Raw genomic sequence first — 15,691 nt, 5'->3', positions numbered from 1 at the left:
CCTCCTTACTCAAGCAGATAATGCGGAAAAAATTAAATAAGCAGCAACAACGGTGACAGTCGTTGCAAATATTTTTTGTACCGTTTTAACTGGAATCAGGGTGATGATACGTCGTCCTATTAACATGCCAGCAATACATGCCAAAACAAAACTAAGTGTGACTTCAAGAGGGTACTGAAACCCATCCAGCACATGAATCGAGATACTTAAACCACCGATTAAAAAAATAATCATCAATGAGGTAGCAACGATGCTGTACATGTCCAGATTGGTGATTTTGCGTAGTGCAGGCACAATCACAAAACCACCACCAACCCCCAACAAACCTGTGAGTAAACCTGCTATTACACCGAGTCCTCCCAGTATTGAGGCAGTTTTAACATTCCAGATAAAACGTCCTGTGGATGGGCTAACCTTGCAAGGTGGGTTTTCAAAATCATTGACTTTATTAAAGAAAATACGATAAGCAACAATCAGCATCACCACTGCGAAAGCCAGTGTTAGCCAGAGTGGTTCAACAATATGAGACAGGTGTACACCATAGCGTGCCGATGGAATACTGATTAAAGCAATCCAGATGGCTGCACGATAACGGACAATCTTGTTGAATAAGCCTTGAACAGTTCCAATAAAAGCAGACAAGGTAATTGCTAATAAACCAACAGGTGCCGCTTGAGCCACTGTCCAGCCTTGACTTGCCATCAATGCAGGTACCGCCAAAATGCCACCACCAGCTCCTGTCAAGCCAAGCAAGCAACCAATAACTAAACCCTCAATAATGAGTAAAAACATATCTTGAACCCGCCTTTTATCTCATATCGAATCATTTTTTAAAGTCAAAAAAGCCCTAAACCCATCTCCTATAAAAAGATAGGTATTTGATATATAATTTAATTTATTTTCTTGTGAGCTTCGGTTTAACTAGCCATTCATGCCCTTTGAGCATACCATCCCAATATATAGGTGGTAGAATCTGCTCTTTGAGTAGCCATGCCATACGAGAGGGTTGTTCACCATCTAAGAACCATTTTGGAAAACTTGGTAGCAGCTTGCCGCCATAGCCAAACTCAGCCAGTACAATTTTGCCCCGTTCTACAGTGAGTGGGCATGAACCATAACCATCATAATGAGCAAATTGTTCACTGCCTTTAAGATATTGCAGGACATTAACTGCAACGATTGGAGCCTGTTTACGTGCAGCTGCGGCAGTTTTGGCATTGGGAGCATTCATCACATCACCCAAAGCAAAAATATTAGGATATTTTGGATTGGCATGTTGTAAGGTATGTTGATTGACATCAAGCCAACCTGCTGCATCTACTAAAGAACTGGCACGAATAAAATCGGGGGCTTGCTGTGGGGGTACAACATGCAACATATCAAAATCCGTTGCGATGATTGACTTACTCTCACCTACCACAACCTGAAACCAAGCTCGTTTTTGCTGACCATCGACCTTGATGAGCTGATGATTAAAATTTAAATTGATACCGTATTGTTCAACATATTCCATCAATGCAGGCACATAAGCCGCCACACCAAATAACACCGCACCTGTATTAAAAAAATCTATCTGAATATCTTTCAGCAACCCCTGTTTTTTCCAGTGATCTGCTGATAAGTACATGGCTTTTTGTGGTGCACCAGCACATTTAATTGGCATTGGTGGCTGGGTAAATACTGCTTTGCCTTTTTTTAAATTCTGTACAAGCTGCCATGTATAAGGAGCAAGGTCATAACGGTAATTGGAAGTCACTCCATTTTTTCCGAGTGTTTCTACCAGCCCCTCTATGCCATGCCAATTCAGTTTTAGACCTGGACAAATGACCAGAGCTTCGTAACTTAGTGGTTTACAGCCCTCTAAAATGACCTGTTTATTTTCTGGGTCAAAAGCAGCAACAGCTTGCTGAATCCATTTGACTTTTTGCGGAATTAAATCACGCATCTGACGGGCAGTTTTTGCTGGTGGAAAAATACCACCGCCCACCATCGTCCAACCAGGTTGATAATAATGAATATCGGCAGGGTCAATGATGGCAATATCCAAATCAGCCTGACGTGATAATAGGCTTGCAGCAACGGAAATTCCTGCTGCTCCTGCACCGACAATCACCACCGTATATTTGGTACTACTTTGTGGATTTGCCTGTTTTAACACACGAGGAACAATACCCTGTAAATCATAACCCAACGTTTTTGCAGTGAGTAAAGTCTGTTCAAGATTCTGCTCACGTCCTTGTGATAATGCCCAGAGCGTAATTGAGCGTGTACCTGTGCGGCAAAATGCCAATAACGGTTTTTCGGCATTTTGATACATCATTCTAAATGCCTGTGCCTGCTCATCCGTAACCTGACCACTGGTGACAGGCAAATATTCAACGGTTATGCCATGTTGTGTTGCAGCCTGTTGAATTTCGATGATATTGGGCTGGTCTGCCCCCTCACCATCAGGACGATTACATATAATGGTTTTTATGCCTTGTTCTGCAAGCGTTGTCATATCCTGTGCGGTAATCTGTTCCGAAACTAGAAACTCAGTATTGACCTGTTTAAGTTGCATGACATGATCTCCTTATTTGCCACAGGCTTTATTGGCAGGTAAAGCAATATCAATTTTCTTTGGATAAGGTAAATTCAGATTCTGCATAATGTCGATAAACTCCTGTTTGCTTCGTCCATTGCCCAAACGTGCATTATGTAAACGTTCCTGTCCAACTGTTGAAGACAGTCTGCCTTTGTAATCATGGCCTGGGTAAACAATAGTTTCATCGGGCAAAGAAAAAATTTGTTGATGAATACTGTCATATAAGGTTGCAGCATTACCCTCCTGAAAATCAGTACGACCACAGCCATCTATCAGTAAAGCATCACCTGTAAATACCATACCCTCGACCACATAACTGGTACAGGCATTGGTATGCCCAGGGGTATAACGGGCTTCAACTAAAATATCGCCAATCCGAATTGCACTTTTATCAGTGATAAAAATATCACCACACGCCACACCAGAATTGCGATGCAACACCGTTTTACAACCGAATTTTTCCCTTAACTGATTGGCAGCCGTCACATGGTCAGCATGAACATGGGTATCTAAGCTATATGCCAGAGTTAAGTTCTTTGCTGCCAAGAGCTTGGCATAATGCCCAATCTCGGAAGCCACAGGGTCAATCAATATCGCTTGCTGTGTATCCTCACAGGCGAGTAAATAGGTATAGGTCGAACTTTCCTGTTCAAAGAATTGATGAAATATCATAGGTATTTTTCTCGAATCAAATCAACTTATATTCTAATTTTGCAAATACAATGCCAATTTTATCTTTTAATTTTATATACAGTAAAATCAATTAAATATATTCGTTTTATTTATTTTGGTATTTCAAACAACTTATTTTTGTTTCATAATTTGTTTCAAATGTTGCAACAACTGAAATAACATATGAAACATCAGCCACAAGAAATCGAATGCAGCCCTATACAACTCGAATTAAGTCAAAAATTTCATAGTTGCTCCAAAGAAATGCGGCATATGTATTCAATTATTGAAAAAGTAGCGGTGACTGAATTTCCTGTTTTGGTTCGTGGAGAATCTGGTAGCGGTAAAGAGTTGGTTGCCCAAGCCATTCACCATTACAGTCAGCGTAAGAATGAGGTTTTTATTGCCATTAACTGTGCTGCACTCAATGCCAATATTCTGGAGAGTGAACTGTTTGGACATGTTAAAGGGGCATTTACAGGGGCAATTAGAGAACATAAAGGCGTATTTGAACGTGCAGCAGGTGGCACATTATTTTTGGATGAAATTGCCGAAATTCCACTGGAATTACAAGCCAAGTTATTGCGTATTCTGGAAACAGGTGAATTTACTCCAATGGGTGGGGAAAAATCCATTAAATCTGATGCGCGTATTATTACTGCAACCCATCGGGCATTGAGAGAAGAAGCTCGACTGGGGCATTTTCGACAGGATTTACTCTATCGCTTACGGGTGATTCCTATTTTTATACCGCCTTTACGTGAGCGTAAACAGGATATTCCCCTCATTGCCGAAGCAATTTTAAAAGAACAACAGGAAAGTTTAAACACCACACCTAGACTTACACAACAGGCAATCGAAGTATTGATAAATTATGACTGGCCTGGCAATGTACGAGAACTTAAAAATACGCTGCTCTATGCACTGACGATGGCAAATGGTCAATCTCATATTGAAGTCATGGATTTACCCGATGAAATCAGTCATACCCAATACCACAGTGAATGCATCAATTCATTAGAGCCATCACCACAAAAGGGAAAGCTAAACAAAGATACAGTGCAAAAGATGTTAGTCAAATATCAATATGACTTCGCTTTAACAGCTCAAGCCCTTAATATCAGCCGAACTACATTATGGCGTTATCGAAAGTTGTTTAATTTATAGTTGTGCTTCCGTCAGCCATGTCTTAAATGCCACCAGTTTCGGCATATTCTGACATTCTTCCCGATACACCATGTAATACGCCAATACAGATGAACATTGCATATCAGGATATAATCGTATCAATCGCCCCGTTTTTAAATCATCTGCTGCCATGACACTTCTGGCCAATGCCACGCCATGTCCGTCTATGGCTGCCTGTAAAACCGCAGCCGAATTATTGATTTTTAAACCTCGTTGGGTCGGTTCATCACTAATCTGATTGTACTGTAACCATGTATCCCAAGTCGTAAACCCTGAATGGGCATCCATTGTTAAATCATGGATTAATGGTAGATTTAATAAACTCTTAGGATCTTGTAATTGTAGCTGATACTTCTGATAAAACGCAGGCGAACAAACAGGAAATACCTCCTCATCCATTAACTTCTCTGCAACCAATCCTGACCAGTTGCCTTGTCCATATCGCACTGCAATATCAATACCATGACGTCCAAAATCCACAGGCTTTAAATTGGTATCCAGTCGAATATCAATCTCAGGATAAGCTTGTTGAAAAGTATCAATTCTTGGTAACAGCCATTTCGCTGCAAAAGCAGGACTGATGGCAACAGTTAAAACCCCTGTTGAGGTTTGAGCCTGTAATTTTTCCAGTCCAAATATCAGCCTGTCGAATCCTGCACGAATATCAGGTAATGCCAACAATGCCGCTTCAGTTGCTACCAGTCTGGCTTTACCTCCTGTACTCCGCTGAAACAAGGTCATGCCGAGATAATCTTCTAGACTTTTAACCAGTTGTCCTACTGCCGCAGGGGTAACATTTAGTTCATCAGCAGCAGCCGAAAAACTTTGATGTCTGGCACTAGCCTCAAAAGCTCTTAATGCGTTGAGATATACAGGAGTTTTCATTCTAAAGATTTTCTATTAATCATCACAAGATTATCTCATTTGTTTATATAGGACATGAATCATAAAATCAATCCATGCAAATGACATACAGAATAGATATGTCAGGGAAAAACTCAAAATTGATAGAGGATGGCATAGTCATGAATAGATTTTCTTTGAAAGTAGCGATTGTAACAGGTGGTGGTTCAGGTATTGGTAAAGAGGTTGCCACTCGCTTAGTGAAAGAAGGTGCAAATGTTGTCATTACTGGACGTAATGAAGATAAGTTAAAACAGGCTGCTCAGGATATTGATGCCACAGGTGAGCATATCCGTTATTTTGCTGCGGACATTGCATCCCCAATAACTTCACAACAACTTGTTGATTTCACCACCGCAGAATTTGGTGGGGTTGATATCCTGATTAACAATGCTGGCATTTTTGCGCCTAAACCATTTCTGGAAGTCTCTGAATCTGAATATGACGGATTTCTAGACATCATCTTAAAAGGCAAGTTTTTCATGGCTCAGGCTGCCGCAAAAGCCATGCAGTTACGTGGTGGCGGTGCAATTGTTCAAACAGGTTCGTTATGGGCATTACAGGCAGTTAAAGCAACGCCATCTTCTGCCTATTCTGCTGCGAATGCTGGTGTACATGCATTAACTCATAACTTAGCAATTGAACTTGCAGAGGTGAATATCCGTATTAATACCGTTGCTCCTGCTGTAGTTGAAACACCTGTGTACAACACCTTTATGACAGATGATCAAGTGAAAGAAGCACTTCCATCTTTTAACTCGTTCCATCCATTAGGTCGTAACGGTCAGCCTGCCGATGTTGCAGAAGCGATTTTATTCCTTGCCTCAACAAATGCAGCATGGATTACAGGAACCATTCTACCTGTTGATGGTGGTGTAATGGCTGGTCATTAATTTATACCTATTTTTAACCTTTTAGCTAAGTGAGATTTAATATGCAAGACTGGAATAATTATCGTGATTCTTTATTACAACGTGTGGGTGAATATGCTCAACTTGCGCCAGATGTAATGAAAGCCATTGGTTCACTTGAGCCAAGTATTGGCAAGATGGGAAAACTGGATGCCAAAACCCATGAATTGATTGCTCTGGCAGTCGCTGTAACGACACGTTGTGATGCATGTATTGCCGTTCATTCTAAAAAAGCGATTGAACTAGGTGTGAGCCGTGAAGAAATTGCAGAAGCTCTTTCTGTGGCAATTGCATTAAATGCTGGTGCTGCCCTGACTTATTCAGCCCGTGTTTTAGAAGCAGTAGATAGCGTAAGTCAGCAATAACATTTTTAAATTCTTCCTCCTATTGATCTGCATCAGGTCAATAGGATATTTGCCTTTTTGAATGGATGAGACAAAGCATGTTAATTAACGCTGATTTTTCCCAAATGGCTGTGGTTAAACCCAACGACTATCAATGGGTCAAGTCTCCTCGTGGTGAAGTTGAAAGAGTTATGCTGGATCGGGTTGGAGATGAAACTGCCCGTGCCACGAGTTTGGTTCGTTATACACCACACACCATTTTTCCAGAGCATCAGCATCCATTGGGTGAAGAAATTTTGGTGCTTTCAGGAACATTCACTGAAAATAATGATCAGCATTATCCAGCAGGCTGGTATTTACGCAATCCAGATGGTTCAAAACATACTCCATCCAGTGAAGATGGCACACTGATTTTTGTCAAACTCATGCAAATGTCCAAGACTAATACTGAGACTGTGCGTATCAATACTCATTATCCTGAAAACTGGCAAACACTTGGTCAGCGTCTGATTTGTCCCTTATACCTCTCGCATGATGAACATACCTATCTCGAAAAACTTAAACCACATCAGAGTTTTGATGAACATAGTTTAAATGGGATAGAACTTTTAATTGTACAGGGTGAATTGATTGCAAATGGAGAGTGTTATCCCACAGGTTCATGGATTCGTTTACCACTTCAAAGTAGCCATAGTTTTTATGCAAGTGAAATAGGCGCAATGCTGTATGTAAAAACAGGCCATCTTTCCTCTGCCCAAAAATTTATGGAGCAGCAGTCATGATACAGACCAAGATTGCCATTATTGGCGCAGGATTAAGTGGCCTTTATGCTGCCTATTTACTGGAGCAAGCTAAAATCACCGACTATGTTGTACTGGAAGCGAGAGAGCGTTTAGGAGGACGTGTCTATTCAGAGCGAGGATTTGATTTAGGTGCAACATGGATCTGGCCTGACCTCAATCCTGATCTAATGCGACTGGTACATCAATTGGAATTGACGTTTTCCGAACAGTTTGAAAAGGGTAAGTTGGTCTTTGAAAAGCAAAGAGGAATACCCCCTGTACAGTTATCAAGTCCTTGGGCATCGACACCCTCGATTCGCCTTGAGGGTGGAATGAGCAGCCTGATTCATGGCTTAGCCCAACAAATTCCTGCACAAAAAATTATGACTCAACAACAGGTCACTCATATTACTCAACAAGAACAAGCACCACTTCATTTAACCACTCAGAATCAGGCGGGTGATGAAACAATTATTGAAGCAGATTATATCCTAATTGCGCTTGCACCTCGTCTAACTGCTCAACACATTTTATTCTCTCCAGCCTTGCCCCCTGCATTACTGAGCCAGTGGAAACACACTGCGACATGGATGGCTCCCCATGCCAAGTATGTGGCAGTTTATCCTGAAGCTTTTTGGAGAAAACAGGGCTTGTCTGGTCAAGCCAGTAGCCATGTTGGCCCTATGGGTGAAATTCACGATGCGTCTACATCCAATGGTCATGCCGCCTTATTTGGTTTTCTGGGTATTCCTGCAAGCGTTCGTAAAAAAGTCAGTGAGGCAGACTTGATGGCACATTGTCGGGCACAACTGGTTCGCCTGTTTGGTTCAGAAGCTGCAACCCCTGAATATGAATATATCAAAGACTGGTCAGCAGACAATTTTACCGCCACTGAAGATGACTGGAAAAACCCTGCTGTCTCTCATGGAGTAGCACCTGAAAATACCCCGAATGACCAAATTTGGCATAACCGTATCATTGGCATTGCTAGCGAATGGTCACAGCACTATTCAGGCTATTTAGCAGGGGCGATAGATGCTGCTCAGATTGGTGTTCAGCGTATTCAACAACTCTTATAAAATTCAATAGGCATATTTATGCAAAAGACTTATAAAGCCGTACAGGTAAGCCAGTTTGGTAAACTGGAAATGGTTGAACGAAATATTCCCACACCACAGGTAGGTGAGGTTCTGATTGCGGTGGAAGCCTGTGGCATCTGTGGTGCAGATGCCACCACAGTCGAAAGTAGCAATCCTGATTTTCAATATCCCCGTGTGCCAGGTCATGAAGTGGTTGGGCGGATTATTGCTATTGCAGATTCCTCATCCTATTGGAAAATTGGTCAGCGAGTTGGAGTCAGTCGCCTAGGCGGACATTGCAATCACTGTGCTGAATGTCGTCAGGGTTTATTTAATCTCTGCAACAACCAGCCTGTTATGGGGAGTAGCCATGATGGTGGCTATGCAGAAATGCTACTTGCCAAAGAAACAGGATTAGTGACTATTCCTGATGAACTAAGTTCAGTTGAAGCTGCACCTTTGGTGTGTGCTTGTCAACGGCATTCTAAAATTGACCCCTTTTACCTTAAAAATGGCTAAGTAAAATTGACCCCTTTGATCTCGTATTAAGTTTCAACCTGGGGCTGAATCCCAATTCTTTTTTTATCCCTCAAACGATAACTCTCACCCGATATTTGTACTACATGACAGTGATGTGTGCTGAGAAAACAGGAGGTTTTAACTTGGTAAACTATAGACACTCATCAGGAGTTTACCATGAGCAAGAAACAGAAGACTTACACCGCAGAATTTAAAGTTGAAGCAATAAAATTGATTGAAGCCAATCAAGGCAATGTATCGGAAACAGCCAGACAACTTGGCATTTCAATGCAAACTCTTTCAAATTGGAATAATAAAGCAAAGACTGGCACCTTAGCAGGCACTAAACAATATTCACCTGATCTAAATGCCTTACTCGAAGAAAATAAAAAGCTCAAACAACAGCTCAAAACAGCTGAAATGGAACGTGAATTTCTAAAAAAGGCAGCAGCGTACTTTGCGAAAGAAAGTCAGTAAGGTACGCCTATATGAAACAGCAAAGACATTTATTCCCGATTAGCTTTATGGCTAGATTACTTCACGTTTCAGTGTCACGATTTTATGATTGGCTAAAACGAGGCATGAATAAAAGATTGGTTCAGCGAAATCAACAGACAATTTTGGTCAAAATAGCTCATGAGGAAACTAAACAAAGCTATGGCTATATTCGATTAACTAAGCATTTACAAGCGCAAGGTATCAAAATCAGTACGTATGCTGTACGTCAAATAAAAAAGCTCAACCAGCTGTATTGTAAGCGTCATAAGCGTTTCAAAAGAACTACGAAGAGTGATCATAATCGAGCGATCTACGCAAATTTACTAGAGCAACAGTTTTCAATGACTAAGCCCAATCTTGCATGGTCAAGCGATATTACATACATTTGGACTGCTGAAGGTTGGTTATACTTGGCAGCAGTAAAAGACCTGTACACGAAACAAGTGGTTGGCTATAGCTTAAATGAGCGTATGACCGCACAACTTGTTTGCAATGCACTGACTATGGCGATTCGTAATCAAAAACCAACGAAAGGCTTAATTGTTCATTCGGACAGAGGCAGCCAATATTGCAGCCATGAATATCGAAAGATACTGGAAAAATGTGATTTTCAAGGTTCAATGAGCAAACGTGGGGACTGTTACGATAATGCACCGATTGAAAGTTTCTGGGGCATACTCAAGAATGAATTAGTGCATCATTGCAACTATAAAACCAGAGATGAAGCTAAAGCAGATATTACAAAATACATTGTGTTATTTTATAATCAGCGAAGAATTCAAAAGAGTTTGGATTTTAAAACGCCAAATCAAATAGCAGAGAACTTTTATCGGTTAGCTGCCTAGCATATCCCAAGTGAAAGTCTCCTGCTAATTCAGCACATATCAATGATCCTGAATTTCCAACCTTTTTCTTTAGCGAAAGCATGAGCTGCCTTAAATTTTGGCTTTAATTTATTCCAATCCTCTATAAGTTTCTTTCTAGGTTTTATTTCTATCAACAGTGGACAGGTGATTTCCTCAAAATCATCACAATTTGCACTGGAAAACTGTACTAGGAAATCAGGGGTATAAGTAGATTCATTACCCAACTCTGTTATATATGGTATGGTAATAGGCTGGCTTACTATATCTATAACATTGCTATTGAACTCTTGCTTAATCAAAAAATCACGCTCAAGAGTAGATTCACACCAAATCGTCTTTTCCCCTCTAAAAGCGTAATTTACCGAAATACTCCCATATACAGTTTGAGATTTCCTAACTGGAGAATATTCATCACTGATTCTTTTCATAGAAAACCTCTTACAGCTACTCGTGCCTATTCGTGTAAATTTGCAAGCCACTCTTGCTTATTGCTGTCATTACTCTAATCTATTTGTGTAATTTTAGAGTGACAACCTATTGTTTTCTTATCATGCCACTCTTATCTATTGCTGTAAATGACAACAAGGGCGAAATCAAACCTACTCCGACGCAGTCATCCAATGCTGCTTAATGATTAAATCCTTATTCCGTCTGTCTTTACGTATGGTCACTGGCTGGCACTGTTGCAAATAGTGATTTGAGTCGATGATGTTCCCTTTAAAAAGTGCTTAGAGACCGAAAACCCTGTTGATTAGACACACTTCACCCTGAGGCTGACCATAATAAAATGACGATGCTTGTCCTTTACGTAGTGCACGCATGACTTCAATACCTTTAATTGTGGCATAAGCAGTCTTCATAGATTTGAATCCTAATGTGGCCCTGATGATTCGCTTTAACTTACCATGATCACATTCAATGACATTATTTTTATACTTAATCTGCCTGTGCTCAATATCTACTGGACATTTTCCTTCTCGCTTTAATCGTGATAAAGCATGGCCATAGGTCGCTGCTTTATCTGTATTGATGACCCGTGGAATTTGCCATTTTTTCACCGTATTGAAGATCTTTCCTAGAAAACTATAGGCTGATTTACTGTTCCGTCTAGCGGAAAGGTAAAAGTCAATCGTATGACCCCGTTGATCAACTGCACGATACAGGTAAGTCCATCGCCCCTTCACTTTGATATAAGTCTCATCCATATGCCATGAATGTAAATCTGTAGGATTACGCCAATACCAGCGTAACCGTTTTTCCATTTCTGGAGCATAACGCTGAACCCAACGATAAATTGTACTGTGATCCACATTTATGCCTCGTTCAGCGAGCATTTCTTGAAGTTCACGATAGCTGATGCCATATTTACAATACCAACGAACAGCCCAAAGAATGATTTCACCTTGAAAGTGCCGACCGTGGAAGGGATTCATCTGCTGTATCTCGAAATAAATAAGATATTTAGCTTATCATGTCAGCCTATTTGCAACAGTGCCCCCTCGACCAGGTTATATTTAAAACAGCTGTGCAATGCCTACATTAATGGCAAAGCCAGCTAAGGTTAAAAACAAAAATAAACAGCCTGCTAATAACAGTGGTTTTATTCCCGCTTGGCGAATAGCGCCAACATGTGTACGCAGCCCAAGTGCGACCATGGCAATGGTAAGTAGTATATTATCAAACCATATAATAGCGTTTGTAGTTCCTTGCGGAATAACCGATAACGAATGCACGCCACTTGCCACTATAAATAACACTGCAAACCAAGGGATTGAAATACCCGCTTTTTGCTCGCCGCCATGTGCGTTTATGTTTGCATGCTTTTTACTTTGCCAAAACGATAAGCCTACTAAAAATGGCGCAAGCATCATTACGCGTAGCATTTTTTCTATCACGGCGGTGTCAGCCGCATTGGCACTTACCGTAGTCCCTGCTGCTACCACTTGCGCAACTTCATGAATGGTTGAACCAACAAAAATACCGTACGCATGCTCACTCACACCCATATATTCAAACATAATTGGGTAGGCAAACATACTTAACGTGCCAAACACCACAACCGTTGCCACCGCTACAGATACTTTATGCGCTTGTGCTTTTATTACTGGCTCTGTTGCCATTACCGCTGCGGCGCCACAAATAGAGCTACCCGCACCTATTAGTATGGTTGTTTGTTCATCAAGCTTAAAAACGCGCTTACCTAGCTGTACTGCTAATATAAACGTACCAAGCAGCATTACCACATCGGTTAATAGGCCATGCCAGCCTACACCCGCTACTTGTGCAAAAGTAATCCTAAACCCAAATAAAATAATGCCCGCTTTGAGTAATATACTTTTAGCGTAATCAACGCCTACATCTGTACGCGTAGCAATGCGCGCAAACACACTGTTACCCACAATAATGCCAAGCACAATACCAATTGTTAAGGAGCTAAATTGCGCACTTTGCATTATAGGTAACTTACTTAATGCAACAGATGCCCCCGCTAACACAACCACCAGCAGCATACCTAACCACCAGCGCGTATCGCCGTATTGCTTAGTCAAAGGCTGAAAACTACTTTTAATAGCGCTAAGCATAATATTCCCTCACTTAAACCAAGTTGATGTGTTGACTTAATTGTAAGAAAGCTCAAAATATAACTCCAATATATTAAAATCATGATTTGATAACTTAAAGTTATACAATTTAGAGTTATGCAATTTAAGGTTGTTCAATGAACTTACATTCACTTAGGGTGTTTTATACAGTGGCTAAATTGGGTAGTTTTTCAGGCGCAGCCGAAGCGCTTTTTATAAGCCAGCCCGCTGTTTCTAAAGCGCTAAAAGAGCTAGAGCATCAGTTAAACATTCAACTTATTGAACGTGCATCTAAGGGTAGAAAGCTCACCCTAAGCGAGGGCGGCCAAGCTTTGTATGATCACGCCCGCAGTATTTTTGCTATCGAAAAAGCCGCCATTGAAGATATTAAATCGCGAACAGGGCTTAAGCGCGGTACATTAGTTATAGGCACCAGCACCACCATTGCCAGTTATTGGCTACCGCCTTATTTAGCCAAATTTTGTGCGCAGTACCCGCATATAAAAGTAGAAGTACAAGTGGCTAATACCACGCAAATTGAGCATGCCTTACTTGAATGCACTATCGATTTAGCACTGGTTGAAGGCACACCTACCGAGCCGCACATTATTAGTAAGCACTGGCAAAGTGATTTAATGAGTGTGGTTATACCGAGCAACTTTAAGCCCACTAAAGACTTAAAAGCATGGTTAAACGAGCAGTTTTGGTTATTACGCGAGCCAGGCTCTGGCACGTTAGAAATGTCTGTAAAGTTATTAGCAGAGCATGGCGTACAAGCAGAGCAAAGTATGCAATTAGGCAGCAACGAAGCTATAGCAAGAGCTGTTGCTCAAGGTATGGGGGTCGCTTTATTTCCAAACGTAGTCACAGAAGATTTAGTGCAGTTAGGCAAATTAGCGCGCCTGAGCCAAAAAAATAACGAGCAACTCTCTCGGCCGCTATACCAACTGCATTATAAAGACAGACCGTCTTCGCATGCTGCACAAGCATTTGAAAAAAGCCTGTTTAGTGAATAGAGGTTATGTGAGTAAAATTAGAATTGAGCTGTAAGTCGTGTATATATAAGAAGCTGAAGGTCGAAGCATTATTGTTTGTTCTGCTTTGACTACAAATGCTTCTTAGCATATGAGCTCAGTGCTCTGCTTGACTCATATAAATCGAGGGCAATTTGAAACCAATGTGTCCAATGAATATTGTTACTCTTTTTGAGCAAGGAGATCATTTCTTTAAGCGTATCTGAGTAAAAACCTTAGATTACTCATAAATCATAATGCAAAAGCTGGTGCAAACTGTTAAGCGCTGGCTGATTTTTTATGTTTTTTTGAATCTTATTTTTTCCCATAAAGCCCTCAGATTAATACCGATTCCCATAAAATTTGGTTTCAATTCTACTATTTTTTCTTCACTTTTCGGTTCTTTGGAATTAACTCCAGCCTCATTACCTTTGGCTTTAAAACCTTCAACATTTTTGACTTTAGCTAAGGTTTCTTTTGAGGTCTTATTGTTCTTTAAATCAACATCTTTTGAATCTTCTATATCGAACATTGGCATATCCTATCCTTTGCTATTCAAGTACCCTATATACCATCTAACTATTTGTGCAATAGCTGAAAGACGGAACGATGTATTTGCTTGACTAACATCATCTGTACGGTTGGAGGCTTTTAATCCTCTGACCTGCCTTGCCTTTACCCCCGTATTAACATTTAAAAATTTTGCGCCAGTAATTGGCTTTGTTGCACAAACCTATCTGTAAAGGGTTTTTCAGCGATATAATTTTCAAATGAAGAAGCCTACACACAAAATCTACCGCACAACCAATTGGCCCGCATATAACCGAGCACTCATGAGTCGCGGAAATATTGCCATTTGGTTTGATCCTGCTACGTAATGGTATGCGCCATCAAAAGGCAAACAAGGGCGAAATCAAACCTACTCCGACGCAGCCATCCAATGCTGCTTAATGATTAAATCCTTATTTCGTCTGTCTTTACGTATGGTCACTGGCTTTGTGCAAAGTCTGATTAAACTTTGCGGATTAAATTGGATAGCTCCAGATTACACCACGCTTTGTAGAAGACAAAAGCATATTGATATTGTAATCAGCTACCAAAAAAGTAGCGATGGGCTGCATCTACTCATGGACTCTACAGGCATGAAGTTTCTAGGTGAGGGCGAATGAAAACGCAAGAAACATGGACCTGAATATCGTCGCCAATGGCGTAAACTTCATATTGGTATAGATGCTAAAACCCTACAAATACGAGCAGTTCAGCTTACAACCAATAATGTCAGTGATTCACAGGTGCTTGGTGATTTACTTAATCAGATTCCACAAGATGAGCAGATTAACTGTGTTTATACCGATGGAGCTTATGACACCAAGCAATGCCGTCAGGTCATTGCAGATCGGCAAGCGCATGCGGTGATTCCACCTAGAAAAAATGCGAAACCATGGAAAGATACAAAGAGTAGCTCGCTAGAGCGAAATGAATTACTTCGAACAATTAAACGTTTAGGCAGGACACTATGGAAAAAATGGTCAGGCTATCATCGTCGAAGTTTGGTTGAAACTAAGATGCATTGCATTAAATTATTAGGAGATAAACTCAGTGCAAGGAGTTTTGATAGCCAAGTGAATGAGATCCATGCACGTGTAGCAGTCCTTAACAGATTTACGGAATTAGGTCGACCACTTACCCAAGTTACGCCTTAAATTTGGCTCAATTAGGGACGCTTTGCATTTCAAATCTTTGTGCAACA

Annotated in this window: 15 protein-coding genes and 4 pseudogenes; 10 read left to right on the top strand and 9 right to left on the bottom strand. The window is 40.8% G+C overall.

Features of this window, described 5'->3' with window-relative positions; translation table 11 throughout:
• Window positions 1–9 precede the first annotated feature (9 nt).
• From F896_RS00590 to F896_RS00600, 3 genes are all read right to left on the bottom strand, one after another.
• Window positions 10–792: a sulfite exporter TauE/SafE family protein gene (locus tag F896_RS00590; protein ID WP_016165178.1), complete on the bottom strand. Its 783-nt coding sequence runs from the start codon at window positions 790–792 to the stop codon at window positions 10–12.
• A gap of 103 nt (window positions 793–895) precedes the next feature.
• On the bottom strand, window positions 896–2,560 hold the full coding sequence (locus F896_RS00595; RefSeq protein ID WP_016165177.1) for a bifunctional protein tyrosine phosphatase family protein/NAD(P)/FAD-dependent oxidoreductase: 1,665 nt from the start codon (window positions 2,558–2,560) through the stop codon (window positions 896–898).
• 12 nt (window positions 2,561–2,572) lie between these two features.
• On the bottom strand, window positions 2,573–3,256 hold the full coding sequence (locus tag F896_RS00600) for an MBL fold metallo-hydrolase (protein ID WP_016165176.1): 684 nt from the start codon (window positions 3,254–3,256) through the stop codon (window positions 2,573–2,575).
• 183 nt (window positions 3,257–3,439) lie between these two features.
• Here F896_RS00600 and F896_RS00605 point away from each other — a divergent pair, with 183 nt between their 5' ends.
• The gene (locus F896_RS00605) at window positions 3,440–4,423 is read left to right on the top strand and encodes a sigma-54 interaction domain-containing protein (RefSeq protein ID WP_016165175.1); all 984 of its coding nucleotides are present in this window, start codon (window positions 3,440–3,442) and stop codon (window positions 4,421–4,423) included.
• Here the strand turns inward: F896_RS00605 and gcvA are convergent.
• Entirely contained in the window at window positions 4,418–5,329 is a 912-nt protein-coding gene (gene gcvA, locus F896_RS00610; protein WP_016165174.1) for a transcriptional regulator GcvA, read from the bottom strand. The genes F896_RS00605 and gcvA overlap by 6 nt on opposite strands.
• 140 nt (window positions 5,330–5,469) lie before the next feature.
• On the opposite strand from gcvA, the gene F896_RS00615 reads away from it, so the two are divergent.
• The 5 genes from F896_RS00615 (at window position 5,470) to F896_RS00635 (ending at window position 8,982) form a co-directional block, all read left to right on the top strand.
• Complete coding sequence (locus tag F896_RS00615; protein WP_016165173.1) at window positions 5,470–6,240, top strand: SDR family NAD(P)-dependent oxidoreductase; 771 nt, start codon at window positions 5,470–5,472, stop codon at window positions 6,238–6,240.
• A 41-nt stretch (window positions 6,241–6,281) separates the two neighbouring features.
• Complete coding sequence (locus F896_RS00620; protein WP_016165172.1) at window positions 6,282–6,623, top strand: carboxymuconolactone decarboxylase family protein; 342 nt, start codon at window positions 6,282–6,284, stop codon at window positions 6,621–6,623.
• Between the two features lie 77 nt (window positions 6,624–6,700).
• The gene (locus F896_RS00625) at window positions 6,701–7,384 is read left to right on the top strand and encodes a cupin domain-containing protein (protein ID WP_016165171.1); all 684 of its coding nucleotides are present in this window, start codon (window positions 6,701–6,703) and stop codon (window positions 7,382–7,384) included.
• Entirely contained in the window at window positions 7,381–8,463 is a 1,083-nt protein-coding gene (locus tag F896_RS00630) for a flavin monoamine oxidase family protein (RefSeq protein WP_016165170.1), read from the top strand. Before F896_RS00625 ends, F896_RS00630 begins: the two co-directional genes overlap by 4 nt.
• An 18-nt stretch (window positions 8,464–8,481) precedes the next feature.
• Entirely contained in the window at window positions 8,482–8,982 is a 501-nt protein-coding gene (locus tag F896_RS00635; RefSeq protein WP_016165169.1) for an alcohol dehydrogenase catalytic domain-containing protein, read from the top strand.
• Window positions 8,983–9,008: 26 nt separating this feature from the next.
• Here the strand turns inward: F896_RS00635 and F896_RS21175 are convergent.
• A pseudogene (locus F896_RS21175) lies at window positions 9,009–9,098 on the bottom strand (AAA family ATPase); the annotation flags it as partial.
• Between the two features lie 61 nt (window positions 9,099–9,159).
• Here F896_RS21175 and F896_RS00645 point away from each other — a divergent pair.
• Window positions 9,160–10,325, top strand: a protein-coding gene (locus tag F896_RS00645) for an IS3-like element ISAba21 family transposase (protein WP_085940850.1) whose coding sequence is annotated in 2 segments (ribosomal slippage) — window positions 9,160–9,418 and window positions 9,418–10,325 — 1,167 coding nt in all. Because the reading frame shifts where the segments join, the coding sequence is not laid out codon by codon here.
• Between the two features lie 41 nt (window positions 10,326–10,366).
• Here the strand turns inward: F896_RS00645 and F896_RS00650 are convergent.
• Window positions 10,367–10,774, bottom strand: a pseudogene (locus F896_RS00650) (Tn7 transposase TnsA N-terminal domain-containing protein); the annotation flags it as partial.
• 151 nt (window positions 10,775–10,925) lie between these two features.
• Between F896_RS00650 and F896_RS20940 the strand changes: the two are divergent.
• A pseudogene (locus tag F896_RS20940) lies at window positions 10,926–11,024 on the top strand (transposase); the annotation flags it as partial.
• A gap of 50 nt (window positions 11,025–11,074) precedes the next feature.
• Here the strand turns inward: F896_RS20940 and F896_RS00655 are convergent.
• On the bottom strand, window positions 11,075–11,779 hold the full coding sequence (locus F896_RS00655; protein WP_001067783.1) for an IS6-like element IS1008 family transposase: 705 nt from the start codon (window positions 11,777–11,779) through the stop codon (window positions 11,075–11,077).
• Between the two features lie 81 nt (window positions 11,780–11,860).
• Window positions 11,861–12,928: a YeiH family protein gene (locus tag F896_RS00660; RefSeq protein ID WP_016165167.1), complete on the bottom strand. Its 1,068-nt coding sequence runs from the start codon at window positions 12,926–12,928 to the stop codon at window positions 11,861–11,863.
• A gap of 137 nt (window positions 12,929–13,065) precedes the next feature.
• Between F896_RS00660 and F896_RS00665 the strand changes: the two genes are divergently transcribed.
• The gene (locus F896_RS00665) at window positions 13,066–13,944 is read left to right on the top strand and encodes a LysR family transcriptional regulator (protein WP_016165166.1); all 879 of its coding nucleotides are present in this window, start codon (window positions 13,066–13,068) and stop codon (window positions 13,942–13,944) included.
• Between the two features lie 295 nt (window positions 13,945–14,239).
• On the opposite strand, the gene F896_RS00670 is transcribed toward F896_RS00665, so the two are convergent.
• Complete coding sequence (locus tag F896_RS00670) at window positions 14,240–14,479, bottom strand: hypothetical protein (protein ID WP_016165165.1); 240 nt, start codon at window positions 14,477–14,479, stop codon at window positions 14,240–14,242.
• Between the two features lie 232 nt (window positions 14,480–14,711).
• Between F896_RS00670 and F896_RS0120180 the strand changes: the two are divergent.
• A pseudogene (locus F896_RS0120180) lies at window positions 14,712–15,644 on the top strand (IS5 family transposase).
• Window positions 15,645–15,691 lie beyond the last annotated feature (47 nt).

It is taken from the genome of Acinetobacter genomosp. 15BJ (assembly GCF_000400715.1).
Classification (GTDB): Bacteria; Pseudomonadota; Gammaproteobacteria; order Pseudomonadales; family Moraxellaceae; genus Acinetobacter.
This window is presented reverse-complemented; position numbering and strand designations above follow the sequence as displayed.

Coding starts and splice junctions, on each gene's coding strand:
- F896_RS00670 (WP_016165165.1), bottom strand. CDS start 14,479: ATGCCAATGTTCGATATAGAAGATTCAAAAGATGTTGATTTAAAGAAC.
- F896_RS00605 (WP_016165175.1), top strand. CDS start 3,440: ATGAAACATCAGCCACAAGAAATCGAATGCAGCCCTATACAACTCGAA.
- gcvA (WP_016165174.1), bottom strand. CDS start 5,329: ATGAAAACTCCTGTATATCTCAACGCATTAAGAGCTTTTGAGGCTAGT.
- F896_RS00590 (WP_016165178.1), bottom strand. CDS start 792: ATGTTTTTACTCATTATTGAGGGTTTAGTTATTGGTTGCTTGCTTGGC.
- F896_RS00655 (WP_001067783.1), bottom strand. CDS start 11,779: ATGAATCCCTTCCACGGTCGGCACTTTCAAGGTGAAATCATTCTTTGG.
- F896_RS00630 (WP_016165170.1), top strand. CDS start 7,381: ATGATACAGACCAAGATTGCCATTATTGGCGCAGGATTAAGTGGCCTT.
- F896_RS00595 (WP_016165177.1), bottom strand. CDS start 2,560: ATGCAACTTAAACAGGTCAATACTGAGTTTCTAGTTTCGGAACAGATT.
- F896_RS00600 (WP_016165176.1), bottom strand. CDS start 3,256: ATGATATTTCATCAATTCTTTGAACAGGAAAGTTCGACCTATACCTAT.
- F896_RS00620 (WP_016165172.1), top strand. CDS start 6,282: ATGCAAGACTGGAATAATTATCGTGATTCTTTATTACAACGTGTGGGT.
- F896_RS00615 (WP_016165173.1), top strand. CDS start 5,470: ATGAATAGATTTTCTTTGAAAGTAGCGATTGTAACAGGTGGTGGTTCA.
- F896_RS00660 (WP_016165167.1), bottom strand. CDS start 12,928: ATGCTTAGCGCTATTAAAAGTAGTTTTCAGCCTTTGACTAAGCAATAC.
- F896_RS00635 (WP_016165169.1), top strand. CDS start 8,482: ATGCAAAAGACTTATAAAGCCGTACAGGTAAGCCAGTTTGGTAAACTG.
- F896_RS00665 (WP_016165166.1), top strand. CDS start 13,066: ATGAACTTACATTCACTTAGGGTGTTTTATACAGTGGCTAAATTGGGT.
- F896_RS00625 (WP_016165171.1), top strand. CDS start 6,701: ATGTTAATTAACGCTGATTTTTCCCAAATGGCTGTGGTTAAACCCAAC.